Source organism: Roseateles sp. P2_H4 (genome assembly GCF_056403315.1).
In genome coordinates, this window is the sequence record NZ_JBFUFR010000026.1 from 1 (window position 1) to 24,447 (window position 24,447).

At 69.4% G+C, this 24,447-nt stretch carries 22 protein-coding genes; 14 read left to right on the top strand and 8 right to left on the bottom strand.

The features are described from left to right. From AC1DW3_RS19270 to AC1DW3_RS19285, 4 genes are all read left to right on the top strand, one after another. Nucleotides 1-199, top strand: a 199-nt coding sequence (locus AC1DW3_RS19270) for a hypothetical protein (RefSeq protein WP_477933869.1), incomplete at its 5' end; no start/stop codon positions are given. Nucleotides 200-269: 70 nt separating this feature from the next. Next, nucleotides 270-869, top strand: a complete 600-nt coding sequence (locus AC1DW3_RS19275) for a DUF4124 domain-containing protein (RefSeq protein ID WP_477933871.1) — start codon at nt 270-272, stop codon at nt 867-869. Between the two features lie 8 nt (nt 870-877). After that, nucleotides 878-1,585, top strand: coding sequence for an acetyltransferase domain-containing protein (locus AC1DW3_RS19280; RefSeq protein WP_477933873.1), 708 nt, complete (start codon nt 878-880; stop codon nt 1,583-1,585). Continuing rightward, nucleotides 1,585-2,382 (top strand): polysaccharide deacetylase family protein, encoded by a 798-nt coding sequence (locus tag AC1DW3_RS19285; RefSeq protein ID WP_477933875.1) that lies wholly within the window; start codon nt 1,585-1,587, stop codon nt 2,380-2,382. Before AC1DW3_RS19280 ends, AC1DW3_RS19285 begins: the two co-directional genes overlap by 1 nt. A 10-nt stretch (nt 2,383-2,392) precedes the next feature. On the opposite strand, the gene AC1DW3_RS19290 is transcribed toward AC1DW3_RS19285, so the two are convergent. Continuing rightward, nucleotides 2,393-4,183 carry a PEPxxWA-CTERM sorting domain-containing protein gene (locus tag AC1DW3_RS19290; RefSeq protein ID WP_477933877.1) on the bottom strand — a complete coding sequence of 597 codons (1,791 nt, stop codon included), beginning with the start codon at nt 4,181-4,183 and terminating at the stop codon, nt 2,393-2,395. A 131-nt stretch (nt 4,184-4,314) separates the two neighbouring features. Between AC1DW3_RS19290 and AC1DW3_RS19295 the strand changes: the two genes are divergently transcribed. The 3 genes from AC1DW3_RS19295 to upp are packed head-to-tail and all read left to right on the top strand — an operon-like array spanning nt 4,315 to nt 8,167. Then, nucleotides 4,315-6,753: an ATP-binding protein gene (locus tag AC1DW3_RS19295; RefSeq protein ID WP_477933879.1), complete on the top strand. Its 2,439-nt coding sequence runs from the start codon at nt 4,315-4,317 to the stop codon at nt 6,751-6,753. Beyond that, nucleotides 6,750-7,487: a 23S rRNA (guanosine(2251)-2'-O)-methyltransferase RlmB gene (rlmB, locus tag AC1DW3_RS19300; RefSeq protein WP_477933881.1), complete on the top strand. Its 738-nt coding sequence runs from the start codon at nt 6,750-6,752 to the stop codon at nt 7,485-7,487. Before AC1DW3_RS19295 ends, rlmB begins: the two co-directional genes overlap by 4 nt. A gap of 47 nt (nt 7,488-7,534) precedes the next feature. Then, entirely contained in the window at nt 7,535-8,167 is a 633-nt protein-coding gene (upp, locus tag AC1DW3_RS19305; protein WP_477933882.1) for a uracil phosphoribosyltransferase, read from the top strand. Nucleotides 8,168-8,310: 143 nt separating this feature from the next. On the opposite strand, the gene AC1DW3_RS19310 is transcribed toward upp, so the two are convergent. Together AC1DW3_RS19310 and AC1DW3_RS19315 are read right to left on the bottom strand one after the other, a co-directional pair. Then, nucleotides 8,311-9,492 (bottom strand): acetylornithine transaminase, encoded by a 1,182-nt coding sequence (locus AC1DW3_RS19310; protein WP_477933884.1) that lies wholly within the window; start codon nt 9,490-9,492, stop codon nt 8,311-8,313. Then, nucleotides 9,489-10,091: a DJ-1/PfpI family protein gene (locus AC1DW3_RS19315; protein WP_477933886.1), complete on the bottom strand. Its 603-nt coding sequence runs from the start codon at nt 10,089-10,091 to the stop codon at nt 9,489-9,491. Before AC1DW3_RS19315 ends, AC1DW3_RS19310 begins: the two co-directional genes overlap by 4 nt. Before the next feature lie 341 nt (nt 10,092-10,432). On the opposite strand from AC1DW3_RS19315, the gene AC1DW3_RS19320 reads away from it, so the two are divergent. Further along, nucleotides 10,433-11,431: a GlxA family transcriptional regulator gene (locus tag AC1DW3_RS19320; RefSeq protein ID WP_477933888.1), complete on the top strand. Its 999-nt coding sequence runs from the start codon at nt 10,433-10,435 to the stop codon at nt 11,429-11,431. Nucleotides 11,432-11,511: 80 nt separating this feature from the next. Further along, the gene (locus AC1DW3_RS19325) at nt 11,512-11,976 is read left to right on the top strand and encodes a hypothetical protein (protein WP_477933890.1); all 465 of its coding nucleotides are present in this window, start codon (nt 11,512-11,514) and stop codon (nt 11,974-11,976) included. Here AC1DW3_RS19325 and AC1DW3_RS19330 read toward each other — a convergent pair. The 3 genes from AC1DW3_RS19330 to AC1DW3_RS19340 are packed head-to-tail and all read right to left on the bottom strand — an operon-like array spanning nt 11,973 to nt 14,081. Continuing rightward, nucleotides 11,973-12,515, bottom strand: a complete 543-nt coding sequence (locus AC1DW3_RS19330) for a chromate transporter (protein ID WP_477933891.1) — start codon at nt 12,513-12,515, stop codon at nt 11,973-11,975. The two genes, AC1DW3_RS19325 and AC1DW3_RS19330, sit on opposite strands and share 4 nt — an antisense overlap. Further along, nucleotides 12,512-13,066, bottom strand: a complete 555-nt coding sequence (locus AC1DW3_RS19335; RefSeq protein ID WP_477933893.1) for a chromate transporter — start codon at nt 13,064-13,066, stop codon at nt 12,512-12,514. The genes AC1DW3_RS19330 and AC1DW3_RS19335 overlap by 4 nt, the downstream gene beginning before the upstream one ends. Nucleotides 13,067-13,073: 7 nt before the next feature. Continuing rightward, nucleotides 13,074-14,081: a D-2-hydroxyacid dehydrogenase family protein gene (locus tag AC1DW3_RS19340; protein ID WP_477933895.1), complete on the bottom strand. Its 1,008-nt coding sequence runs from the start codon at nt 14,079-14,081 to the stop codon at nt 13,074-13,076. Between the two features lie 123 nt (nt 14,082-14,204). On the opposite strand from AC1DW3_RS19340, the gene AC1DW3_RS19345 reads away from it, so the two are divergent. The 4 genes from AC1DW3_RS19345 to AC1DW3_RS19360 all read left to right on the top strand — a co-directional run bounded on the left by AC1DW3_RS19345 (nt 14,205) and on the right by AC1DW3_RS19360 (nt 20,264). Then, nucleotides 14,205-14,714, top strand: coding sequence for a DUF1993 domain-containing protein (locus tag AC1DW3_RS19345; protein ID WP_477933897.1), 510 nt, complete (start codon nt 14,205-14,207; stop codon nt 14,712-14,714). A 125-nt stretch (nt 14,715-14,839) separates the two neighbouring features. Beyond that, nucleotides 14,840-16,690, top strand: a complete 1,851-nt coding sequence (locus AC1DW3_RS19350) for an O-linked N-acetylglucosamine transferase, SPINDLY family protein (RefSeq protein WP_477933899.1) — start codon at nt 14,840-14,842, stop codon at nt 16,688-16,690. After that, nucleotides 16,690-19,065 (top strand): type I secretion system permease/ATPase, encoded by a 2,376-nt coding sequence (locus AC1DW3_RS19355; protein WP_477933901.1) that lies wholly within the window; start codon nt 16,690-16,692, stop codon nt 19,063-19,065. Before AC1DW3_RS19350 ends, AC1DW3_RS19355 begins: the two co-directional genes overlap by 1 nt. Continuing rightward, nucleotides 19,062-20,264 carry an HlyD family type I secretion periplasmic adaptor subunit gene (locus AC1DW3_RS19360; RefSeq protein WP_477933903.1) on the top strand — a complete coding sequence of 401 codons (1,203 nt, stop codon included), beginning with the start codon at nt 19,062-19,064 and terminating at the stop codon, nt 20,262-20,264. Before AC1DW3_RS19355 ends, AC1DW3_RS19360 begins: the two co-directional genes overlap by 4 nt. Nucleotides 20,265-20,270: 6 nt before the next feature. Here AC1DW3_RS19360 and AC1DW3_RS19365 read toward each other — a convergent pair whose 3' ends face one another. Beyond that, nucleotides 20,271-21,149, bottom strand: coding sequence for a hypothetical protein (locus AC1DW3_RS19365; protein ID WP_477933905.1), 879 nt, complete (start codon nt 21,147-21,149; stop codon nt 20,271-20,273). 144 nt (nt 21,150-21,293) lie between these two features. Further along, nucleotides 21,294-22,766: an alpha/beta hydrolase gene (locus AC1DW3_RS19370; protein WP_477933907.1), complete on the bottom strand. Its 1,473-nt coding sequence runs from the start codon at nt 22,764-22,766 to the stop codon at nt 21,294-21,296. 229 nt (nt 22,767-22,995) lie between these two features. On the opposite strand from AC1DW3_RS19370, the gene AC1DW3_RS19375 reads away from it, so the two are divergent. Continuing rightward, on the top strand, nt 22,996-24,420 hold the full coding sequence (locus tag AC1DW3_RS19375) for a TolC family protein (protein WP_477933909.1): 1,425 nt from the start codon (nt 22,996-22,998) through the stop codon (nt 24,418-24,420). Nucleotides 24,421-24,447: the final 27 nt, after the last annotated feature.

A 24,447-nucleotide genomic window follows, 5' to 3' on the forward strand; every position in this document is an offset into this window, starting at 1 on the left:
GGCCAGGCCGGTCTCGGCCATCGCCGAGCGCAGCGCACGCCGACGTGGCTCGGCCGCGCACCGGCGCCCGGCCGACCCGCTGGCACCGGCGCCGCCGGGCTTCATCCAGCGCGGCAACCCGAGGGCGCAGCAACTGGCCGCGTTGCCGCGCGTCAACCCCGTCGAGCCCGCCGGCGAGCTGGACGCAGCACCGCGTTGACCCTGTCAGCGTAACCTCCGGTCGCCGCGTTGTGCGGCGCTCTTGGTGACGGAGGTTTGGGATGAGGGGGATGTTTTGCGGCCTTGCGCTGTCGCTGGCGCTGTCGGGTGCATGGGCGCAGCAGGTCTGGAAATGCGAGGTCAACGGCAAGGTCAACTTCAGCGACAAGCCCTGCCCGCAGGCCGGCCAGCCGGTGTCGGAGCGCAACCTGCGGACCAATGTCGTCGACGCCATCAAGCCGGAAATCGTCGACGCGGCACTGGGCCGGGCGCCGGCGGCTTCGGCGCCACAAGCGTCCGTCGGCAATGCCTGCCCGGGCGATGGCGAGATCCGCAGCATGGAGACGCGCGCCAATTCGACGACGCTGGGCGATGCCGAGCGCCAGTTCCTGCAGGACGAAGTGCGCCGCGTGCGCCAGTGCCGCAGCGGCCAGGGCCGCTACCGGGAGGCCGACTGGGTCATCAGCCGCGAGGCCCAGGCTGCGCAGACCCAGCTCAGCGACCGGGCCCGCTACGACGCCCGCCTTCGCGCCGAGGCCATGCACAGCGCCGCCGACCCGGACGAGGGCGACCGCATCACGCGCCGCCGCATCGCCGAGGAGAAGATGCAGCGCCGTAACCAGCTGCAGCAGCAGAGAGGCCAGAATCCCGCGTCCGCCGTGATTCCCTGACGCCCTGCATGCCCGCATCGCCCGCCCGATCCGATCGCCTTGATGCGCTGCGCGGCCTGGCCATCGTCTGGATGGCGGCCTTCCATTTCGGCTTCGACCTGAACCACTTCGGCTGGATCCGCCAAGACTTCTACCGCGACCCGGTCTGGACCTGGCAGCGTGTCTGCATCGTCAGCCTCTTCCTGTTCTGCGCCGGCGGCGGCCAGGCCTTCGCGGTACTGGCGGGCCAAGGCGCCGCGCGCTTCTGGAAGCGCTGGGCCCAGGTGGCCGGCTGCGCGCTGCTGGTGTCGGCGGGTTCGTGGTTCATGTTCCCGAACAGCTGGATCAGCTTTGGCGTGCTGCACGGCATCGCCGTCATGCTGCTGCTGCTGCGCATGGGCCTCAGCCGGCTGCCGAACGCGGTGCTGCTGGTGCTGGCGGCCGCCGCCATCGCCGCACCGCGGCTGGTGCAAAGCCCCTGGTTCGACATGCGCTGGACCAACTGGATCGGCCTCGTCACCCACAAGCCCATCACCGAGGACTATGTGCCGGTGCTGCCCTGGCTGGGCGTCATGCTGCTGGGCTTTGTCGTCACGCGGGCGCGGCCGCAGCTGTGGGCGGGCAGCGCGCCGCGGCCACTGGCCCTGCTGGGGCGCTGGTCGCTGAGTTTCTACATGGTCCATCAGCCGGTGCTGATCGGCGCGCTGATGGCGGTTCAGTTCTTGAAGGGAATGTGATGCGAAAGATGCTTGTGGCCGCGCTCGGCCTTTTCGTTGCGGCCGCTGCCACGGCGGCACCCTTCGTGTGGCCGAACGGCGCCCAGGCGGCCGTCAGCCTGGGCTATGACGATGGCCTGGACAGCCAGCTCGACCATGTCATCCCGGCATTGAACAAGCGCGGCCTGCGGGCCAGCTTCTATGTGCCCATCAACGGCCCGACGCTGCCCGGCCGCCAGAACGAATGGAAGGCCGCTGCGGCCGCCGGCCATGAGCTGGGCAATCACAGTCTCTTCCACGGTTGCTCGGCCAAAGGGCCCGGTCGGGAGTGGGTGGCGCCGCATCGCGACCTGGACAAGCAGACGCCGGTCCAGGTACAGGAGCACATCCTGGCCGCCAACACCTGGCTGCAGTCGCTGGATGGCAAAACCCAGCGCACCTTCACGCCGCCTTGCCTGGACATGCAGGCCGGCGGCCAGGACTTTGTCGCCGCGCTGAAGCCCTATTTCGTCGCCTACCGTGCGGCCGGCCCGGGCATGGTCACCGACACGGCCGGCCTCGACCCCTATGCCATGCCGGTCTATTTCGTCGAAGGCTGGACGGGCGAACAGCTGATCGCCCTGGTCGAGAAGGCGGCGGCCCAGCATGCGCTGGTTTCGCTGCTCTTCCATGGCGTCGGCGCCGAGCACCTGAGCGTGACCCGCGAGGCCCACGACCAGTTGCTGGACCACCTGGCCAAGAACAAGGCGCGCTTCTGGACCGACAGCTTCGTCAACGTGATGACGCAGGTGAGGGCGCAGCAGGCGACCAAGCCCTAGCCCGCAGCACTCATGCGGCCTGGTTCGTCCGCCGCCGCACGACGCCGCCCACCGCGGCGAAGCCCGCCACCATCAGCAGCCAGGTCGAAGGCTCCGGAACGGGGCTGGGCAGGCCGATCGGCGAGACCAACTCGACGCGCTGGCCTGTGAAGCCCGTGCCGTAGAGCAGCGCGAGTTGCGAGGCGTCGGTGCCGACCTCACCGGGGTTGTTGGTGGCCAGCTTGAGCGCATCGCCGTCGACCATGAACACGCGGTCGCCGGACTGGCTGAACACCGACGGATCGGTGTCGCTGACATGCGTGGACGGGCAGGCCCGGCAAAGGTATTGGACGGCGCGGATTTCGCCCGGCGCCAGGCCTTGGTCGTCCTGATCGCCAACGAAGAACAGCGCGCGATAGCCCGGGTCGGCGCTCGTCGACAGGGGCAAGGACTGCAGCACGTTGAAGGGCAGGCCGGAAATGGCGCCGGTGGAGAAGCTGAAGCTGTCCTGGTAGAGCGGGATGTTGAACTTGCCCACGCCGCCCGGGCCGGAGTCGTACAGCGGTCCGATCTTGAGGCCGTAGATGTCGGCGGCGAGGGCCTGCACGTTGAAGTCACCCTGGACGACCAGCTCGGTCAGGTTGGAAAACGTGAGCTGCAGGGCGGTCGACGGCACCACGCCGACATTGATGACGCTGGACTTCAGCACCAGGTCTTCTCCCAGCGGCACGGTGATCTGCTTGGTGAAGCCACTCCAGGAGCCATCGGCCAGCTGGCGCCGCACGGGGCTGAGGAAATTGAAGGTCTCCATCGGCGTCAGCTGCACGCTGAAGGTCTGCGCCAGGTCCAGCCCCAGCCCCGCGTTGATGCTCAGCAGGTTGTAGCCTATGCCTGCCGCGTTGCCGACCAGCGGGATGCCCACGGCCTTGGACACCATGTTGCCGACGTTGGCGCTCAGCGAAAGGATGCTGTCGCGTCCGTGGCTGTTCAGCTGGGTGGCCGTGCTGTTGGCCGGGCTGGAGACGCCATCGACATTGGGGATGTTGAGCCGCGCCGTCACATTGCCGTCCAGGAAGGTGCGGTACTGCTTGAGCTGGACGATGTCGTCACCGATCTGGATGCGTCCGTCGTTGTTGCGGTTGATGCCGACCAGCGTCCGTGACACGTTGACATCGGGAGGGGCCAGTGCAGGGCCGGTGCAGAAGCCCGCGAAACAGGCCTGCGCGCCGACGAAGGCATGGAATCTCGCATCGAGATCGACATAGGCCTGCAGCGTGGGTGAATGGGTGGTGAGCTTGGCGACCACGCGCTGGCCGTTCAGGTATTCCTGATAGCCCGGCGCCGTATAGCCCGCCACCTTGAAGCTGCTGCTCAGCTTGAAAGGGCTCCCGATGGCGTTTGAAAAAGCCACGGGCTCGTTGATGTGGGCATATACCGGGTAGAGCAGGTCGTAGGAGCCGCTGTTGAACTTGGCGCCGTAGTTCAGGCCGAAGCTGCCATTGGTGTCGGCGCCTGCGCGCACGCCGGTCGAGCAGTCGTAGATCGGGTCGCAGATGTTGGTGATGCCGCCGTACTCCTTGCCGAAATTGAAGGCCGGCGGGCCCAGGCGCTGGTTGGTGTTGACATCGACGGCGGGGCCAGGCGCATAGACGCTCTGGCCCTTCAGCGAGAACAGCGCGCTGAAGTCGACGGCGGCCGCGGGCATCGACGCCGCGGCGCAGACCACGCCCGAGGCGATGCCCAGCCGGCGGCGGCGATGCACGACCGGGGTTGACGAGGGCCGTCCAGCCGGACGGGACTTGGCGTTTGAAGGCACGCTCATGTTTCGCTCCTTGGGGGTGAGGCACCGAACGCGATGCCTGAACTGACTCTGCGCCGGCGCCGACTTCATGTCCTTGGGGGGGGGCTGAAGAGTTCTGATATTTGCTGCCCCCTTCGCCCTAAGCTAGGGGGATGAGCCCAGCAGAGCCGGTGCACGGTCGCTTGTCCCGCGAGGAAGGCCGCTTTGGCTCGTTCGAGCTGAGGCCGGCGGCGCGCCTGCTGCTGGTCGAGGGCGAGCCTGCCGCCCTGGGCAGCCGTGCCTTCGATGTGCTGCTGCTGCTGTTCCAGCGCCGCCATGCGCCGGTCAGCAAGGGGGATCTGCTGCAGGCGATATGGCCGGGCAGCGTGGTCGAGGAGAACACGCTGCAGGTGCATATCTCGGCGCTGCGCAAGGTGTTGGGGCCGGCAGCCATCACGACGATTGCCGGGCGCGGCTACCAGTTCACCGCCGCGGTGAACGCCAGCGCCGAGGCACCCCCTCCCAGCCCGGTTTCCCATCTGCCCCGGCCGCGCACGCGCTTCATCGACCGCGAACTGCTGCTGTCCCAATGCGCCGGGCTGCTGGCCCAGGCCAGCCTGCTGACGCTGACGGGCACCGGCGGCTGCGGCAAGACACGGCTGGCGCTGCAACTGGCGAGTCAGCAGTTGGACGCCTTCCCCGACGGCGCCTGGTTCGTCGACCTGGCGCCGGTGCAAGACCCGCAGCGCGTGATGGCGGCCGTCGCAGCGGCCGTGGGCCTGCGCGAGGACGCCGGCCTGCCGCTGCCCCAGCGCCTGCGCGCCCAACTGGGGCCCTGCCGCGCCGTCCTCGTGCTCGACAACTGCGAGCATGTCATCGACGCCGTGGCGTCGTTGGCCGATGACCTGATCTCGTGCTGCGCCGGCCTGAAGATCATCGCCACCAGCCGCGAAAGCCTGGGGCTCGCCGGCGAGCAGATCATGCCGGTGCGGCCGCTGTCACTGCCGTCGGCCACCGACCTGGCCGCCGTGCAGGCCTGCGAGGCTGTACGGCTCTTCATCGACCGGGCCGGTCTGGCCCAGCCCGACTTCGCGCTGGACGCTTGCAATGCCCCGGCCGTGGCCGACATCTGCCGGCGCCTGGACGGCATCGCGCTGGCCATCGAGCTCGCGGCGGCCCGTGTGGCCATGCTGCCGGTGGCGCAGATCGGCGCGCTGCTGGACGACCGCTTCCGCTTCCTGACCGGCGGCAGCCGCGCCGTGCCGCGCCACCAGACTCTGCAGGCCACGCTGGACTGGAGCCATGGCGCGCTGACGCCGGACGAGCAGGGGCTGTTCCGGCGGCTGTCCGTCTTCGTCGGCGGCTGCACGCTGGCCGCCGCCACCGCGGTGGCCGATGCGGGCGACGACTACGCCGTGCTGGCGCTGCTGCAACGGCTGCACGACAAATCGCTGCTGGAGGTGGAGCAGCAAGGGGCGGCACCGCCGCGCTACCGGATGCTGGAGACCGTGCGCCAGTACGCCCAGGAACGGTTGGCCGGCGCGGGCGACGCCGAGGCGGCCCGCAACCTTCACCTGCGCCATTGCGTGGCGCTGGCGCAGGCCGCCTGGGGCGAGATGCAGGGTGCCGAGCAGGGCGCCTGGATGCTGCGCCTGGCCCAGGAGCAGGAGAACCTGCTGGCCGCGCACCGCTGGTGCGAACACGCGCCGGGCGGCGAGCAGGCCGGCGTCCTGCTGGTGGCCTGCCTGTGGCGCTACTGGGTCGCCTCGGCTCAACTGGAGCGTGGCCACGCGTTGGCCGCTGCGGTGCTGGCCCGCGCCGGCCCCGATGTCGAACCGCTGTGGCACAGCCGTGCCCACTCGGCGCTGGGACAGATCGCCTTCCGCATGGGACGCTACGACGAAGCCCAGGCCCATGCCGAGCGCAGCCTGGCCATCGCGGCTCCCCTGGATGACGCGGAACAGACCGCCACCGGCCTGGGCTTGCAGGCCAAGAGCCTGCAGGCCCTCGGGCAGATGGAGGGCGCGCGGGCTCGGTATGAGCGTGCCTGCGCGGTCGCTCGCACGCTGGACGGCCCGTTCGCGCTGGGCATCCTGCTGAACAACCTGGCCGAACTGCACCGCAGCCAGGGCGAATTCGAGGCGGCCGGGCTCTGCTACGAGGAGGCCATCGCCATTTCGCGGCAATTGCAGTCGCCCGGTGGCCTCTTCGTGCCGCTGTGCAACCTGGCCCGGCTGTCGGTGGCCTGCGGCAAGCTCGACCGGGCCCGGGCGCTGCTGCTGGAAAGCCTGCAACTGGCCACCGCCGCCGAGCTGCGGGGCATGGGGGAGGATCTGCTGGAGGTCGCCGCCGGCCTGGCCTCGGCGGGCGCTGAGCCCGCGGTGGCGGCACGCTTCGCGGGCGCGGCTCAGGTGCGCATGGTGCAGGGCGGCAGCCAGCGCGAACCGGTCGACGAGGCTTTCGTGGCGCCGCTGATGGCCAGCGCGCGAGCAGCCCTGGGCGATGCCGCGTTTGCGGCGGCCGAAATCCTGGGCCAGGCCCTGAGCTACGAGGCCGCCATCCTCGAAGTCCGGCAGTGGCTGGAACGGCCGGCCGCTACGATGCGGGCATGAGCGCTTCCGCCAAAGTATTGTTCGGCTTCCACGCCGTCACCGTCCGCCTCAAGACCCATCCCGCCTCGGTGGCCGAGGTCCATTTCGACCCCGCCCGGCGCGACCAGCGCATGCGCTCCTTCATCGAGCGCGCCAAGGAGGCCGGCGCCAAGCTGGTGGAGAGCAACGATGAGCGCCTGAGCCAGATCGCCGGCAGCCCGCGCCACCAGGGCGTCGTCGCACGCGTGGCGGCCATCGCCCAACTGCATTCGCTGGACGACGTGCTCGACGCCGTCGAAGGCCCGCCGCTGGTGCTGGTGCTGGACGGCGTGACCGACCCGCACAACCTCGGCGCCTGCCTGCGCGTGGCCGATGGCGCCGGGGCGCATGCCGTCGTCGCCCCCAAGGACCGTGCCGTCGGCCTGAACGCCACGGTGGCCAAGGTGGCCAGCGGCGCGGCCGAGACCGTGCCCTATCTGATGGTCACCAACCTGGCCCGCACGCTCAACGAACTGAAGGAGCGCGACATCTGGGTGGTCGGCACCTCCGACCAGGCCGAACGCTCCATCTACGACCTGGACCTGAAGCGCCCCGTCGCCTTTGTGCTCGGCGCGGAAGGCGAGGGCATGCGCCAGCTGACGGCCAAGACCTGCGACGAACTGGTGCGAATCCCCATGGCCGGGGCTGTCGAAAGCCTGAACGTGTCGGTCGCTTCCGGGGTTTGCCTCTACGAGGCCCTTCGTCAGCGTCGATGAGTCAGCGTCGATAATTCTGACTATTCAGAAAAATTAGGAAGCCCGCCATGGCCGTCATCGAAGTCAAGCACCCCCTCGTCAAGCACAAGATCGGCCTGATGCGGGAGGCCGACATTTCGACGAAGAAGTTCCGCGAGCTGACCGGCGAAGTGGCCCGGCTGCTGGCTTACGAGGCGACGGCTGACTTCCCGACCGAGAAGGTCACCATCAACTGCTGGAGCGGCCCGGCCGAGGTTGACCAGATCTCCGGCAAGAAGGTCACCGTCGTGCCCATCCTGCGTGCAGGCCTGGGCATGCTGGACGGCGTGCTGGACATCCTGCCCAATGCCAAGGTGTCCGTCGTCGGCCTGGCGCGTGACCACGAGACGCTCAAGCCGGTGAACTACTTCGACAAGTTCGTCGGCAACCTCGACGCCCGCACCGCGCTGATCATCGACCCCATGCTGGCCACGGCCGGCAGCATGATCGCCACCGTCGACCTGCTGAAGGCGCGCGGCTGCAAGGACGTGCGAGCCCTGGTGCTGGTAGCGGCCCCCGAGGGCGTGAAGGCCCTGCAGGCGGCCCACCCCGATGTGCGCTGCTGGACGGCGGCCATCGACAGCCACCTGAACGACGTCGGCTACATCATCCCGGGCCTGGGCGACGCCGGCGACAAGATCTTCGGCACGACGCAAGGTTGAGCCCCCCGCCCAGTTCGCCGCGTTGAACGCGGGCGAGTTGGTCGGCCCCCCGAGGGGCGGCGATGCTTGCGGCATTGAGCCGCAAGCACATCGCCATACGCGTGCCGGCTAGGGGCGGCCCGGCGCTCGGCCCGCAAATACGTTCACCTGAGCACCTCGCGCAGCGCCTGGCGCAGCAGCGCCAGCCCTTCTGCCATCTCGGCATCGCTGATGTTCAGCGCCGGCATCAGCCGAATGAGGTGAGGGCGGGGCGCATTGAGCAGCAGACCGATGGGTTCCAGCGCCTGTGCTGCGGCGACCACCTCGCCCGCGACGTCTGACGGCAGCACCAATGCCCGCAGCAGCCCGAGGCCGCGCTCGCCCAGCAAGCCGTGATCGAGCGCGATGGCCTGCAGCCCGGCAGACAGCTGCTCAGCACGCTCGCGCACGCCGGCAAGAAAGTCCTCGCGGCAGACCTCGTTCACCACGGCCAGTCCGACGGCGGCCATCAACGGGTTGCCGCAGAAGGTGCCGCCCTGGTCGCCGGGCTCGAAGCAGTTCAATTCCTCCTTGCACAGCAGCGCTGCCAGCGGCACGCCGCCGCCCAGCCCCTTGGCCAGCGTCATCACGTCGGGCTCGATGCCGAAGTGCTCGTGGGCGAAAGCATGGCCGCAGCGGCCGATGCCGGTCTGCACCTCGTCGACGATCAGCAGCACGCCACGCTCTGCCGTCAGCGCCCTCAGCTCGCGCATGAAGCCCGGGTCGGCGACAACGACGCCGGCCTCACCCTGCACCAGCTCGATCATCACGGCCGCCGTGCGCGGCGTCATCGCCCGCTCGACCGAGGCGATGTCGTTGAAGCGCGCCTTCACGAAGCCCGTGGGCATGGGCGGGTAGATCTCGCCCCAGCCCGGCTTGCCCGAGGCGCTCATCATCGCCAGCGTGCGGCCATGGAAGGCCTGCTCGAAGCCGATGATCTCGTGGGCGCCGCCCCGCGTGCGGCTGCCCCAGCGCCGCGCGAGCTTGACGGCACCTTCATTGGCCTCGGCGCCCGAACTGGCCAGGAAGACCCGGTCGAAGCAGCTCACCTCCACCAGCCTCCTGGCCAGGTCCAGCAGCGGGCGGTTGTAGTAGGCCGGGCTGGGGTTGAGCAGCTGCCGGGACTGCGCCAACAGTGCCTGCGTGATCAGCGCCGGGCTGTGGCCGAGGCTGTTGACGGCCCAGCCCTGCACGAGGTCGAGGTGGCGCTTGCCGCCCTCGTCGGTCAGCCAGGCGCCCTGGCCCTGGACAAACACCGTGTCCGGGCGGTGGGTGATGGTGATGAGGTCCTGTCCAGGGTCGATCAAGGCGTGTCCTTCCAGTCGTAATCCATCTGCCGCGCGGTGCGCAGGGCCAGCTCGCGGCTGTGCAGTCGCGCCACGAGGTGCAGGCACAGGTCTATGCCCGCCGAGATGCCGGCCGACGTGACCACCTCGCCCTCATCCACCCAGCGCAGGCCGTCGCGCACCCGCACGGCCGGCCGCAACGAACGCAGCGCGTCGAGGTCTTCCCAATGCGTGGTGGCGGCCAGGCCGTCCAGCACGCCGGCCTCGGCCAGCAGCAGGGCGCCGGTGCACACCGAGGCCAGCACGAGAGCCGTGCGCCGCTGGGCGGCGATCCAGGCCAGCGCCTGCGGCTGCCGCAGTTCGGCGTCCACCACGCCACCGGGCACGATGGCGCAGGCGAGTGGCGGGTGCTCGCCCAGCGCGAAGTCGGGCTGCACCTGCAGGCCGGCCCGGGCGCGCACGGGTGCGGTCCCGCGCGCCACGGTGCTCACCGTGAACAGCGGGGCGCTGCCCGCTGGCTGGCTGCGTCCATGCACCCGCGCCGCCGTCGTGAACACCTCGTAGGGGCCGGCCATGTCCAGCAGTTCCATCTCGTCGAAAACCAGGATGCCAACGTTCATTGGATGCGGCCTCCTGCCGCGTTGCGTCGTCGATGTCCGGCAGTTTGCAGGCTGGCCTTCATGGCCGCCATGACGCAGTTCCCACCTTTTCTGCCATATCCTGGAAACGGCGGTTGACCGCTCGCGACTCATCGAAACTCGGGGGGGATCAACGCGTTGGCGATGAGGCCGTCGTCATCACTTCGCTGAGCAGCGCTGCACGCCCGCTGGTCTGGCGCCCCGGGCCGCTGGCTGCGTTGCTCCTCCTCGCGGGCACGAGCCCGCAGCGTCGTCGCGCCTTGCCGGCAGCCCGCTTCGCCAGCCCCTCGGGCGCGCCCAACCGCCGTTTCTAGGATCTGCTCATGACCTGCCGCATCGCCTTCGTGCTCTTCCCGGGCTTCCAGCAACTCGACCTGGCCGGGCCGATGGCGGTGTTCGAGGTGGCCCGCCTGGCCCACCCCGGCAGCTACGACTGGCGCCTGGTGGCCAGCAGCCCGCCGGCGGTGCGCAGCTCGGCGGGCGTGGACTGGCCGGTGCAGGGCTTGCCGCGCCGCCTGGGCGATCTCGACCTGGTCATGGTCATAGGCGGCGACGGCGTGGACGGCGCCTGCCGGGACGGCCGCCTCATCGCCTGGCTGCGGCGGGCGGCACAGTCGGGGGCGCGCATCGCCAGCATCTGCAGCGGCAGCCTGGTGCTGGCGGCGGCCGGCCTGCTGGACCAGCGCACGGCGACGACGCATTGGTCGCGCAGCCGGCAGTTCGCCGCCGACTATCCGGCCGTGCGTCTGCAGCCCGACCGCATCTATGTGCGCGAGCCCGCCGTGCGCGAGCAGCGCTGGCCCGAGGTCTGGACCAGCGCCGGCATGACGGCCGGCATCGACCTCTGCCTGGCCCTGCTGGCCCACGACCACGGCGAAGACATCGCCCGCGAGGCCGCGCGCCAGCTCGTCGTGGAGAGGCGGCGCCCCGGCGGGCAGTCGCAGTTCTCGCCGCTGCTGGAGCTGCAGCGTCCGGAGGGCCGCTTCGGCGCCTTGCTGGACGACTTGCGCCGTGACCTGCGGCGCGATCACCGCGTGGAGGATCTCGCCGCCCAGGCCTGCATGAGCCCGCGCCACTTCGCGCGCTGCTTCCGCGCCGAGACGGGAGCCACGCCGGCGCAGGCGGTGGAGCGCCTGCGGGTGGAGGCCGCGCGGGCGGCGCTGGAGAGTGGGGCGGCGTCGGTGCTGCGGGTGTCGCTGGACTGCGGCTTCGGCAACACCGAGCGCATGCGGCGGGCCTTTCTGCGGCTGCTCGGCCGGCCGCCGGCGGCCTTCCGGCCGGGCGGCCCGGGTGCAGGTGAACTTTCACCCTCCGCAGCTTGATCCCTGCGGGCGCCTGCCTGCGTCAGTACAGGCAGGCAAGCCAATCCCTGGTGAGCCACCACCTGACCCAGGAGCCCCTCATGGCCACCCTCTCCACCCCCACCATCACCCTCGGCGCCACCAGCGCCGGCAAGCGTGACGTGACCGTTGCCGGCACGATGACCTTCGATGCCAGCGATGTCGGCCGCACCTACCGCCTTGAGATCGAGCTGTTTGGTGAAGACCTCGCCGGTGACAACCTGCCCTCGGGCGACAGCGGGGCCGACGACCTGATCAGCACCTTCACCTGGCTGGCCGGCGGCCTGATCCTGCGCCCCTACAAGGCCGTGTCGGTGCTGTCCGCGGGCACGGTCAACTACTCCGAGAAGCGGGCCATCGACACCGCCAAGCTCGACGAGGACGCCGGCACCCAGATCGTCGGCTGGGCCGACATCCACACGCCCATCATCATGCCGCGCTCCGATGAGGTCTATGCCCAGGTCACGCTGGGCATGTCGCCCGTCAGCAAGCGCTCGGTGACGACCCAGGCCGGCCTGGGCGTCTAAACCAGGCCGAGAGCGCCGAGCACGCCGCCACCCAGCACCATCCAGACGAGGCCCAGCCTCGTCTTCAGCGTCAGCAGCACGGTGACGGCGATCAGGGCCAGCGTCGTCCAGCGATGCTCCTCGGCCTTCAGGAAGGGCAGGGCGAGCAGCCAGCCCGTGGCGATGATCAGCCCCAGCGTCAGCGGCATCATGCCGGCCGAGAAGGCCCGCACGTTGATGTTCTCGCGGTTGTTGCGCGCCCAGCGCGTGGCTGTCACGGTCAGCACGCTGGACGGCAGCATGATGCCGGCCATGGCGGCCGCGGCGCCCTGGAGGCCCGCCACGTTGTAGCCCAGCACCGCGACGAACAGGATGTTGGGCCCCGGCGCGGCCTGGGCCAGCGCGATGGAGGACGTGAACATCGTGTCCGTCAGCCAGCCCGTCTTGTCGACGAGGTAGCGGTGCATCTCCGGCACCGTCGTGATGGCGCCGCCGATGGACAGCAGCGACAGCGTCAGGAAGTGCAGGAAGAGGCTGAAGAGGTCGACCGGCGTCGTCACGGCTTGATCCTCCACCAGGCGATCAGCATGCCGCTGCCGCCAAGCAAGGCCAGCACATAGATCAGAGGCCAGCGCAGCAGCGCGATCAGCACGAAGGCCAGCAGCGCCAGGCCCAGGGCCAGCGGCCGTCCCAGCGGGCTTTTCTTCAGTGCCGGCAGCAGCTTGATGCCGGTGGCGAGGATGAGGCCGGCGGACACGGCGCCCATGCCGCGCAGCGCGTTCACGGCCATCGGGTGGCGGGCCAGCTCGCTGTAGGCCACGGCCAGGCACAGCACGATGACGGCCGGCGCCAGCAGCATGCCGGCCAGCGCGACGACGGCACCGCGCAGGCCGAAGAAGCGGTCGCCGATCATCATCGACAGGTTGACGACGTTGGGCCCGGGCAGCACCTGGGCGATGGCCAGGGTCTCGACGAACTCTTCCTTGCTCATCCAGCCCAGGCGCTCGACCAGCTCGCGCTGGGCCACCGCCAGCACGCCGCCGAAACCCTGCAGGGCCAGGCGCGTGAACGCCAGGAAGAGGTGCGTCAGGGACTGCGGGCGGTTCAGCACGGGGACTTCAACGATGCACTTTGAGCGCCTCGGGATTGACGATATTGCTCGGCTGCGCCTTGATGAAGTTCAGCACGTTGTCGAAGGCCGCATCGAAGTAGAGCTCGTAGCTGTCCTGCTCCACATAGCCGATGTGGGGTGTGCAGACGGCGTTTTCCAGGCGCAGCAGCGGGTGGCCCTGCAGGATGGGCTCGCTCTCGAAGACGTCGATGGCCGCCATGCCGGGCCGGCCGCGGTTCAGCGCCGACACCAGCGCGCCTTCGGCGAGCAGTTCGGCCCGCGAGGTGTTGACGAACAGGGCCGTCGGCTTCATCTGGGCCAGGTCCTCGGGTGTGACGATGCCGCGGGTGGCGTCGCACAGGCGCAGGTGCACGGACAGCACGTCGGCCGTGCCGAAGAAGGCTTCGCGGCTGGGCGCGGCCTGGTAGCCGTCGGCCTCGGCGCGCAGCCGCGAGGCCTCGCTGCCCCAGACCAGCACCGTCATGCCGAAGGCGCGGCCATAGCTGGCCACCAGCTGCCCGATCTTGCCGTAGCCCCAGATGCCCAGCGTCTTGCCGCGCAGCACCATGCCGACGCCGAAGTTGGCCGGCATGGACGCCGCCTTCAGCCCGGCCTGCTGCCAGGCGCCATGCTTGAGGTTGCCGATGTACTGCGGCAGCCGGCGCATCGAGGCCATGATCAGCGCCCAGGTCAGCTCGGCCGGCGCCACCGGGCTGCCGACGCCCTCGGCCACGGCAATGCCGAGCCGCGTGCAGGCCTCCACGTCGATGTGGCTGCCGACGCGCCCGGTCTGCGAGATCAGCTTGAGCTTGGGCAGCTTTTCCAGCAGCTGGCGCGGGAAGGCCGTGCGCTCGCGAACCAGCACCAACACCTCGGCATCACGCAGCCGCACGGACAGCTGGCCTATGCCCTTGACGGTGTTGGTGAAGACCTTGGCATTCAGCGGCTCCAGTTTGGCCGCGCAGCGCAGCTTGCGCACGGCATCCTGGTAGTCGTCGAGGATGATCACATTCATGGTCGGGGCCCGCGCAGCGAACGGCGTCAGCTTGGGGGCATCAGGTTTTGGGGCATTGTGCCCTTGGCCGATGCAGGCTCCGGGCATGCTGGCTACGATCGCTTTCCCTCAAGGAGACACCCGATGACCACGATTTCCATGCACAGCGCCAGTGCGCCGGCCTTTGCCAAGATGCTGTCCAACATGCTGAACTGGCTGGACGCGGCCAAGGCCCACGCCGAAGCGAAGAAGTTCTCGACGGACGTCTACCTGACGCTGCGCCTGGCCCCCGACATGCTGCCCTTCACCAAGCAGATCCAGATCGCCAGCGACGCCGCCAAGGGCTGCGTAGCCCGCCTTTCCGGCCAGGACGCGCCCAAGTTCGAGGACAACGAAGCCTCGCTGGACGAACTGATCGAGCGCATCAAGAAAACGCGCGACTATGTGCTGTCCGTGCCTGCGGCCGCCATCGACGGCAGCGAGGACCGCGAGATCACCATCCCGCGCCGCACCGGCGACCCGCTCAAGTTCGACGGCGCCACCTATCTGCGTCATTTCGCACTGCCGAACTTCTATTTCCACGCCACGACGACCTACGCCCTGCTGCGCCACGCCGGCGTGCCGCTGGGCAAGTCGGACTATCTTGGCGGGTAATTCCCCAGTTTGAGGTCGCCCGGGCGGGAAATGCTGCGCAATCCGCGGCCTATTCCCCGCTCCCGGCGGGGCAGTCCGGCTTGAAAATCAAGAGAACATCCGCTCAAGCCGCCCGTCGCATGGACATGTCGTCGCCTCCCGCCGCCCAGCCCCAAGGCATTGCCCTCGTCGAGCAATGGCTGGCCCTGGCCCGCAGCGGCCAATGGCCCTTGCCCCAGGTCATGGAGGCGGCCTCGCGCCTGCAGGCCGCCGGGGCGCTGGAAGCCGCCGCGCTGCTCTACCAGAGCTGGGTGGGCTCTACGAATTCGCCGCTGCGCCATGTGGCCTGCTTCAACTGGGGCGCCATCCTCGGCGAGATGCGCCGCCATGCCGACGCCGAAGGCGTCTATCGCATGGCCCTGACGCTGGCGCCGACCTTTGCCCAGGCGCGCCTGAACCTCGGCCACCAGCTCGAGCACCTGGGCCGCCCGGAAGAGGCCCTGGGCGAATGGCGCACCGTCTACGACGACGAAAGACCCGAAAGCGTGGGCGCCGATCCGCTGGCCCTGCGCCTGCATGCCTTCAACAACGCCGCCCGCCTGCTGGAGCAGGAAAAGCGCTATGACGAGTCCGAGGCGCTGATGCGCCGCTCGCTGGAGCTCGACCCGCGCCAGAGCGACGTCGCCCAGCATTACGTGCACATCCGCCAGAAGCAATGCGCCTGGCCGGTCTACCAGACCGTCGGCGAGGTCACGCACAACCACCTCTTGATGAGCACCTCGCTGCTCGGCATGCTGGATGAGAGCGACGACCCGGCGCTGCAACTGCTGACGGCCCAGCGCTTCGTGCTGGAGAAGGTCACCAAGGTCACTGAGCCGCCGCTGCACAAGGGCCGCCAGCGCGAGGGCAAGATCAAGATCGGCTATCTGTCCGGCGACCTGCACATGCACGCCGTCGGCCTGCTGACGGCCGAGCTCTACGAGCTGCACGACAAGAGCAAGTTCGAGATCCACGCCTTCAGCTGGAGCCGCGACGACGGTACGCCGCTGCGCGCCCGCATCCGCGCGGCGATGGACCACTACACCCCGCTGCACGGCGTGCCCGAGCGCCGCGCCGCCGAGATGATTGCCGAGGCCGGCATCGACGTGCTGGTCGACCTGCAGGGCCTGACCAGCGGCGCCCGCCCGGGCATCCTGGCCTACCGCGGCGCCCCCATCCAGGTCAGCTACCTCGGCCTGCCCGCCACCTCGGCCCTGCCGGGCGTGGACTGGATCCTGGCCGACCGCTTCGTGATGCCGCCGGAGTCGCTGCCGTATCACACCGAAAAGCCCATCTACCTGCCGCACTGCTACCAGGTCAGCGACCGCACCCGCGCCGCCAACCCGGCGCCCAGCCGTGCCGAGATGGGGCTGCCGGAAGGCGCCTTCGTCTTCTGCGCCTTCAACAACAACCACAAGATGAGCGAGCAGGTCTGGCGCTGCTGGATGCGCGTGCTGCGCCAGGTGCCGAACAGCGTGCTGTGGCTGCTGGCCGACAACCCCTTTGCCAAGGCCAACCTGACCCGCGTCGCGGTGGAGGAGGGCATTGCGCCGGAGCGCCTCGTCTTCGCCGGCCGCGCCCAGCCGGCCGACTACCTGGCCCGCTTCACGCTGGCCGACCTGTTCCTGGACACCTTCCCCTACAACGCCGGCACCACGGCCAGCGACTGCCTGTGGATGGGCACGCCCATCCTGACGCGCTCGGGCAGGACGTATATCTCCCGCATGGCCGGCAGCCTGCTGACGGCCGTCGGCCTGCCCGACCTGATCACGACGACGCTGGACGAATACGAGCAGCGCGCCATCCAGATCGGCAACCAGCCGGCCCGCGCGGCTTCTTACAAGCGTTACCTGGCCGAGCATGGCCACAGCTCGCCGTTGTTTGACATCCCGGCCATCGTGCGCGATATAGAGCGTGAATTCGAGCGCCTGGCGCTCGACGCCCGCAGCAGGACCTGATGTCACGCCAGCACGACCCCTTCTTTGACGGCCAGCCCCAGGCGCCGGGCCTGCGCCTGGCCGCCAATGGCGAACCGGCGCCGCCGCCGGACCCGCTGGAGAACCTCGCCAACCAGCCCGCCGGCGACCCGCTGCTGCAGGCACTGTCGTGGCTGACCCGCCACCACGGCCGGCCGCGCTCGCCCGAGTCGCTGCGCGCCGGTGCGCCGGTGGAAGGCGCCCTGGCGCCCGACAGCGCCATCCGCGTCATGCGCGAGGCGGGCTACAACGCCGGCCTGCTGCGCAAGAGCATCGACGACATCCACGAACTGCTGCTGCCGGCCGTGCTGCTGCTCAATGGCGGCGACGCCTGCGTGCTGGTGCGCCGCCTGGACGACCCCGCCACCGTGGCCGCCGGTGCCTGCCGCTACGAGGTGGTTTTCCCTGGCCCCGAGGCGGCTGCCGTGCCGGCCACGACGGCCGAGCTGGAGCCCGAGTACAGCGGCTTCATGCTGGCGGTGTCCCGCCAGGAGGCCGCCCAGGGCCAGCGCGCCGAGTCGCCGCTGCTCAAGCTGGCTGACAAGGGCCTGGCGTCGCACTGGCTGTGGGGCACGCTGAAGCGTTTCACGCCCTACTACCGCGCCTCCATGCTGGCGGCCCTGCTGTCCAACGTGCTGATGCTGGTGTCGGGCCTGGTGACCTCGGTCATCTACGACAAGGTCATCCCCCACCAGGCCATGGTCACGCTGTGGACGCTGACGGTGGGCGCCTCCGTGGCCCTGCTGTTCGACCTGTTCGCACGCCAGCTGCGCTCCCACCTCATCGACCTGGCCGGCCGCAAGGCCGACCTCGTCATCGGCGCCAAGCTCTACCGCCAGACCCTGGGCGTGCGCATGGAGCACAAGCCCGCTTCGGCCGGCGCCTATGCCGCCCACCTGGCCCAGGTGGAGATGGTGCGCGAGTTCTTCACCGGCGCCACGCTGTCGGCGCTGTCGGACCTGCCTTTCCTGGTCATCTTCATCGGCATGACCTTTGTCATCGGCGGGCCGCTGGGCTGGGTGCTGGTGCTGGCCGTGCCCGTCATCATGGGCCTGTCCTGGGCCATCCAGGGCGCGCTGCGCCGGGCCATGAGCACCAATATGCAGGAGACGGCCGACCTGCATGGCACCCTCGTCGAATCCCTCGAGGGGCTGGAAGACCTGAAGACCTCGGGCGCCGAAGGCCGCTTCCTGCGCCGCTACGAGCGCACCACCGCCATCGTGGCCGACACCGCCCTGACTTCGCGCGCGCTGTCCAGCTGGAGCATGAACCTCTCCAGCACGCTGCAGCAGGCGGTCAACCTCATCATCCTCGTCTGGGGCGTCTACCTGATCCATGACGGCGTCATCTCGGCCGGCGCGCTGATCGGCTCGGTGATGTTCGCCAGCCGCGCCATCGCGCCGCTGGGCAGCCTCGTCAGCCTGGCGACGCGCTACCAGGGCGCCCGGGCGGCCATGCTGGCGCTGAACCAGATGATGAATGCGCCGGTCGAGCGCGACAGCAGCCGCAACTATGTGCCGCTGTCCCAGGTCAGCGGCAAGGTCGGCCTGCACGACGTCGGCTTCAGCTACCCGCCCCAGCCCCAGCCCGGCCACCAGCCGGCGGGCGACGCGGCCTCGCCCAAGGTGCTGCGCAACGTCACCATGCGCCTGGAGGCCGGCGAACGCGTCGCCATCCTGGGCCGCATCGGCAGCGGCAAGTCCACCATCCTGCGCATGCTCGGTGGCCTCTACCAGCCGTCCGAGGGCATGGTCGAGGTCGACGGCATCGACCTGCGCCAGGTCGACCCGGCGGAGTACCGCTCGCGCGTCGGTTTCGTCAGCCAGGAGCCGCGCCTGTTCGTCGGCACGCTGCGCGACAACGTGATGATGGGCCGCGCCCACCTGGACGCCGGCCGCCTCGTCGAGGTGGCCAAGCTGACCGGGCTGGATCGCGTCGTCGCCGGCCACCCGATGGGCTGGGACCTGCCGGTGGGCGAAATGGGCCAGCTGCTGTCCGGCGGCCAGCGCCAGCTCGTCGCCCTGGCCCGCGCCCTCGTCACCAAGCCGCAGATCCTGCTGATGGACGAACCCACCAGCTCCATGGACGCCCAGAGCGAGATGGCATTCCTGCGCCAGCTGCGCGATGCGGCCGGCACGGCCACCCTCGTCGTCGTGACCCACCGCCCGGCGGTGCTGGAACTGGTGCAGCGCATCGTCGTCGTCGACGGCGGCCGCATCGTCATGGACGGCCCGCGCGACCAGGTGCTGGCGGCGCTGTCGGGCGTGCGCCCGGCCGCGGCGCCCGGCACCCAGGGCGGTGAGGGCGTTCACATGCACCCGTCCGCCCAGCCCGTGCAGCGCTCCGCTTCCGTATGACGTCGGCCCTGACCAAGGAAGAGGGCCTCTTCGTCAGCGCCCTGCATGCCGCGCACATCGACGAGCCCCTGCCACGTGCGACCTGGGCGCTCTATCTGCTGTGCGCCGTCGTCACGGTGGCCATCACCTGGTCGGCCCTGGCCAAGGTGGACGAGATCACGCGCAGCGACGGCCGCATCGTGCCGGACGGGCGCGAGCAGGTCATTGCCAGCCTGGACGCCGGCATCCTGCGTGAGCTGAAAGTTCGCGAGGGCCAGGAGGTGCAGGTCGGCCAGGAGCTTGTCGACCTGGACCCGACCCGTGTCGAGGCCCAGCAGAACGAAGGCCAGGCCAAGCTGCTGGCCCTGAAGGCCGCCGCCGCGCGCCTGACGGCCGAGGCCAATGGCCGCGCCAGTATCCAGTGGCCGCGCGATGTCGACGCCAAGGCGCGCTATGCCCAGGGCGAGACCGAGTCCTTCGAGGCGCGCAAGCATCTGCTGGACGAGGCGGTCGGCAGCATCAACCGCAGCCTGGGGTTGATCTCCAAGGAACTCAAGCTGGCCCAGGACATGTCCAGGAGCGGCCTGATGAGCGACGTGGAAGTGATGCGCCTGAACCGCCAGGTCAACGAGATCCAGCAGCAGCGCGCCGAGCGCATCTCGCGCTACCGCCAGGAGGCCAGCCAGGAACTGGTGCGGGTGCAGAGCGAGATGGCCCAGCTCGACGAACAGATGGTGGTGCGCCAGGACGCGCTGACGCGCACCGTGCTGAAGTCGCCCGTACATGGCGTCGTCAAGAGCATCAAGGCCGGCACCATCGGCGGCGTCGTCGCCAGCGGCGCACCCATCCTCGAGATCTCGCCCATCGGCCCCAAGGTGCTGGTGGAGGCCAAGATCAAGCCCAAGGACATCGGCTTCATCCGCCTGGGCCAGACGGCCGAGGTCAAGCTGGCCGGCTATGACTTCAACACCTATGGCGGCCTGGAAGGCAAGGTCACCTACATGGGCCCCGACGCCGTCACCGAGGGCGACAAATCGGGCGAAGGCCATTACCGCGTCATCGTCACCGCCGAGCGCAACAACCTCAAGTACAAGGGCGAGAAGCTGCCCGTCATCCCCGGCATGACCTCGCAGGTCGAGATCAAGACCGGCGAGCGCTCGGTGCTCAGCTATCTGCTGCGGCCGATGATGAAGTCGCAGGAAGCGCTGCGGGAGCGCTGATCTGCATCAGCCGCTTCCCTCGCGGCAAAGCGTGCGCAGAGTGACAGTCCGGCCGGCGAGTCCGGGCAGGGAAGACGCCGTGAGCGCCCCATTGGCGATCGACCAGTCGAACTGGACGGCGGTTTCCACCGGCCAATCCGACAGCTGTGGCTGGACGCGAGCGTCGTCGAGTTCCACCTTGCCTAGCAGGACGAGTCCGAGCCCCTTGGCATGGGCCTGCTTGGGAATGAAGCGGCCCGCGCCGTTGGTCTGCAGATGCGGCAGAAGCCGTCCTTCGATCGCCTCTTGCAGCTTCGGCATCCGATCGGGGGCTACGGCCAGGCCTGCCAGGGCCACCCAGGGAAACCATTCGAAAGCGCGGCCGATCGCCAGCACCACGAGCGCCCCCCAGCCGTCGGGAACAAACGGACCTTTTGACGGCAGCCTATAGGGATGCCAGGCCCCGCCCTCCATTGTGGGAAAGGCAAAAACCTGGCCCGTCTCAAGGACAAGCGGAGGGAGCCGTCCGGATGTGGGTCTAGCCTTCGCAGGCCTGGGTTGACGCAGGCGACCCGCCAGATCGTCGAGAACCTTGCGGCGGGCCTCCATGAGCTTCTCATCGGCCCCGCCATCTTTGATTCGCGCCAGATCTACGCCGGACTCGATGACGCGCAGGGCGGTATCGGCAGCCCGCGGGCAGGCGATGCCCTTTTTCTCGAATTGATCGGCGATCACGAGCCAGAACTGCGCCGACTCGGCGTCCGCACCGTTGCCCGTGCCGTGGAGTTGTTCCAGCAGGGCCAGGATTCGGTCGCCGTCGCCCGGAGCCTTCGCGACCAGGTCGAGCGAATTCTTCAGATCGCCAGCGGCGTCATCGTCGTACAGGCCTGCGCCCCAAGTTCCCATCAATGGCTCTCTTCAGCTACGTGTCTGGCTTGCCGAGCATGCTTGTACATGGCGGATAGCCAATATTCGGAAGCGGCCGATGATGATGTCACATGAAGCGCTGCGGGAGCGGTGACGCCTCGGGGCGGCACCGCCCTTTGCTCATCAAGGACAGGCGGGGTAGTTCGCCTGGAAGGCCGCGCGGCCGGCCGGGGCGGTGTAGTCCTCGGCGCTTGGGGTGTTGATCGTGTACGTGCAGCCGTAGCTGGGCAGGGCCACCGTGGCCGCCGTGCTCACGTCGTCACCCGCCGGCTTGGGCCCGCCGGCCTCCCACTTGACCATGTCGTCGAAAGCCTTGGTGGCTTCGGCGGCGGTGAAGGCGCAGTGGCCCACGTCACGGATGGCGCGCTGCACCAGCCATTTGTCGTTGCCCTTGGCCTTGGCCCGCGCGGCGTAGACCTGCTCCATCTTGAACGGGACGAACAGGTCGCCCAGCGTGTGGAGGGTCACGACCGGCACGCTGAAGTCGCCGGCCACCTGCGGAATCCAGCGCAGGCCGTCGCGGCGCAGGCGGTTGGCATCCGCCGTCGGCTTGATCTTGAAGATGCTGTTGTTGAAGGCCGTGTCCAGCGCGGTGGTGCTGGCGCTGGACGCATCGACCTTGTAGTTCAGTGCGGTGGTGTCGAGCACATTGGCGGTCAGGATGCCATTGATCGTGCCGTCGCCGCCAATGGACGCCCAGATGTTGCCCTGGTTGCCGGCGTTGGCCCAGCCTTCGGCGAAGAACGGGCGTGGCCCGCCGCTGAGGTAGGCGACGATGTTCTTGAGCTTGTCGCCAATGGCGTTGGTCTGGGTCGGGAAGGTGGTCCAGAGCGTGGCCTGGATGGCCGGGGCTATTGCCGCGAAGTCGGCCTGCGGAAAGCTGCTCATCGGGAGCCCGGCCAGTTGTTGCGCGGCCAGCTGGTAGCCGGCGAAGTAGTTGAACAGCTCGTTGTCGCCCACCACGCCGCATAGGGGCACCGCGCCGTTGTATTTGACCTTGTTCACCGCGTTGGCCTGTGCCTCCGCCTCGATGGCCGCGGCCGTGATGTGGCCGCCCATCGAGACGCCGGTGATGAAGATCTTGCTCGGCGCGGCCAGCGTGCGGCCGTTGGCGGCTGCCAGCGAGACAAACTTGTTGGCGAGCGCGTTCGTGTCCTCCACGCCGGCCTTCACGTCGTAGTAGTTCTTGGAATAGCTGGACGCCGCCCAGGCGTAGCCGTTGGCGATCAGGTAGCGCCGCATGATGGGCGTGCCGACCGTGAGGCTGGCACCGGTGCCGGCATAGCCGTGCGCCCACATGACGAGCTGTCCGTTCCAGCCGGTCTTGGGCACTTCGATGCGATAGGCCGAGCCGTTCAGCACGCCCACCCAGCGGTCGGTGTCTGCGGCACCCGCGAGGGCCGTGAAGCCGGTTTCCACTGCCGGCGTGAACGTGCGCGTGTCCTGCGGCCGGGTGTCCTCGGGCATGGGGGCTGGCGCGGGCGCCGGTGCCGGGGCGGGGTCGCTGCCACCCCCGCCGCAGGCGCTCAACGCCAGGGCCGCGGCGAAGCAGGCGCCCACGACGCGCGGGCGAGGGCAGTTTTGGATCGAATTCATGGATTGTCTCCAGATGGATGCCGGCGCTCGACAGTTGGCGCCGTGAGGCGACGGTAGGCAAGGCGAGTGGCCCGCGCAGTCCGGTTGGCGACTCGGCGGCACCCCTAACTCGCAGTCAACGGGCCGGGCCGCGCGGGTGGAAACCACAGCCTCACCGACGAAAACCACCCCCGCACCCGCGCTTTTTCAGGCTTTGGACCGAGGGTGCGGATGGTCTAGTCACGGAGCCATGCTGTACCCGCTCCGTCCCCTCATCGCCCTCGGCTTCGCCGCGACACTTGCCATGCCGGGCTCCCTCGCGCTGGCGCAGTCGCGCCCGGCCAAGACGGCCACGCCGCCACCCGCCCCGGTCGCCGAGGCGACCGCATCGCAGGGCCGCTGCAACGAGGACGACGCCGGCCTGTCACGCCTGGGGCGCGACATGAGCGCCCTGGAGACCCAGAGCGGCGACCCGCGCGCCGCGCTGCAGACGCTGATCGGCGCGACGCTGTCGCGCAGCAAGGCCCTGGGCGCCGTGCGCCTGCTGGCCGACGCCGCCCGCTCCGACCTCGAGGAGACGCGCGCTCTGGGCATGCCGACGGCCAGCCTCACCATCAGCACGAATGGCGTCTATCAGAAAGCCGGTAGCGTGACGGTCGGCCGTGGCGGCCAGGCCGGTGCGACGCTCTCGGCCGGCATGCCGGTGTGGGACTCCGGCCGCATCGCCAAGCTGACCGAATGGCGCAAGGAACTCGCCGAAGTCGCGGCCCAAGGCCAGCGCAGCGCCGAGGAGCAGTTGTCGCTCAACGTCGTCACGCTGGCACTGGACCGCAGCCGCTATGTGCTGCAGGGCCAGGTCTACACCCAGTACGTGCGCAAGATGGCCTGCCTGGTCGATGCGCTGGAGATCATCACCAAGGCCGACCGCGGCCGCGCCAGCGAGCTGGTGCAGGCGCAGAAGAGCCTGCAGCAGGCCGACCTGTCGCTGGAGCAGACCATGTCGGCCCTGCGCCAGACCGAGGTGCGCATGCGCCGCCTGGTGGGCGAGCCGCTGCCGCCCAGCATCGGCATGACGGCCCAGCTGTCGGTGATGCCCGACCTGGAGCAGATGCAGAGCGACATCCTGCTCGGTGCCGACGTCGCCCAGGCCGAGGCCCAGGCGCGCTCGCAGCGCAGCTTTGCCGAGTCCGTCATCGCCGGCCAGAGGCCCAGCGTCAACCTGACCAGCAGCGCCAGTGCGATGTTCCGCAGCGGCCCCGGCGATTCACGCTCGAACGACATCGGTGCCGGCGTGTCCGTCACCATCCCCATCCTGCAGCCCGGCGCCCAGGCCCAGGCCAGCGCCGCCGTGCAGCGCTACCGCGCCACCGTGCTGCAGCGCGACGAGGCCATCGAGGCCAAGCGCTACCGCCTGCTGGAGATGAACGAGGTCGGTGCGTCCACGCTGGACCGCGCGCGGCGCATCGTCGAGATCCTGCGCAACAGCGACCGCGTGCGCGCGTCCACGCTGCAGCAGTGGCAGCAGCTCGGCCGCCGCTCGCTGTTCGACGTGATGGCCGCCGAGGGCGACTACTACTCGATGCGCGTCGCCCATGTGAACGCGATGTTCGACGCCCAGCAGATCGTCGCCTTGATCTGGTCCATGGGCCGCGGCGTTTCCGCGCCGCTGCGTTAGGCATACTGAAAGCCGTCACAGTTCGGG

Bases quoted from the DNA above. Each gene is read 5' to 3' on its own strand.
- AC1DW3_RS19275 (WP_477933871.1), top strand. From the start codon at position 270: ATGTTTTGCGGCCTTGCGCTGTCGCTGGCGCTGTCGGGTGCATGGGCG.
- AC1DW3_RS19280 (WP_477933873.1), top strand. From the start codon at position 878: ATGCCCGCATCGCCCGCCCGATCCGATCGCCTTGATGCGCTGCGCGGC.
- AC1DW3_RS19285 (WP_477933875.1), top strand. From the start codon at position 1,585: ATGCGAAAGATGCTTGTGGCCGCGCTCGGCCTTTTCGTTGCGGCCGCT.
- AC1DW3_RS19290 (WP_477933877.1), bottom strand. From the start codon at position 4,183: ATGAGCGTGCCTTCAAACGCCAAGTCCCGTCCGGCTGGACGGCCCTCG.
- AC1DW3_RS19295 (WP_477933879.1), top strand. From the start codon at position 4,315: ATGAGCCCAGCAGAGCCGGTGCACGGTCGCTTGTCCCGCGAGGAAGGC.
- rlmB (WP_477933881.1), top strand. From the start codon at position 6,750: ATGAGCGCTTCCGCCAAAGTATTGTTCGGCTTCCACGCCGTCACCGTC.
- upp (WP_477933882.1), top strand. From the start codon at position 7,535: ATGGCCGTCATCGAAGTCAAGCACCCCCTCGTCAAGCACAAGATCGGC.
- AC1DW3_RS19315 (WP_477933886.1), bottom strand. From the start codon at position 10,091: ATGAACGTTGGCATCCTGGTTTTCGACGAGATGGAACTGCTGGACATG.
- AC1DW3_RS19320 (WP_477933888.1), top strand. From the start codon at position 10,433: ATGACCTGCCGCATCGCCTTCGTGCTCTTCCCGGGCTTCCAGCAACTC.
- AC1DW3_RS19325 (WP_477933890.1), top strand. From the start codon at position 11,512: ATGGCCACCCTCTCCACCCCCACCATCACCCTCGGCGCCACCAGCGCC.
- AC1DW3_RS19340 (WP_477933895.1), bottom strand. From the start codon at position 14,081: ATGAATGTGATCATCCTCGACGACTACCAGGATGCCGTGCGCAAGCTG.
- AC1DW3_RS19345 (WP_477933897.1), top strand. From the start codon at position 14,205: ATGACCACGATTTCCATGCACAGCGCCAGTGCGCCGGCCTTTGCCAAG.
- AC1DW3_RS19350 (WP_477933899.1), top strand. From the start codon at position 14,840: ATGTCGTCGCCTCCCGCCGCCCAGCCCCAAGGCATTGCCCTCGTCGAG.
- AC1DW3_RS19355 (WP_477933901.1), top strand. From the start codon at position 16,690: ATGTCACGCCAGCACGACCCCTTCTTTGACGGCCAGCCCCAGGCGCCG.
- AC1DW3_RS19360 (WP_477933903.1), top strand. From the start codon at position 19,062: ATGACGTCGGCCCTGACCAAGGAAGAGGGCCTCTTCGTCAGCGCCCTG.
- AC1DW3_RS19365 (WP_477933905.1), bottom strand. From the start codon at position 21,149: ATGGGAACTTGGGGCGCAGGCCTGTACGACGATGACGCCGCTGGCGAT.
- AC1DW3_RS19370 (WP_477933907.1), bottom strand. From the start codon at position 22,766: ATGAATTCGATCCAAAACTGCCCTCGCCCGCGCGTCGTGGGCGCCTGC.
- AC1DW3_RS19375 (WP_477933909.1), top strand. From the start codon at position 22,996: ATGCTGTACCCGCTCCGTCCCCTCATCGCCCTCGGCTTCGCCGCGACA.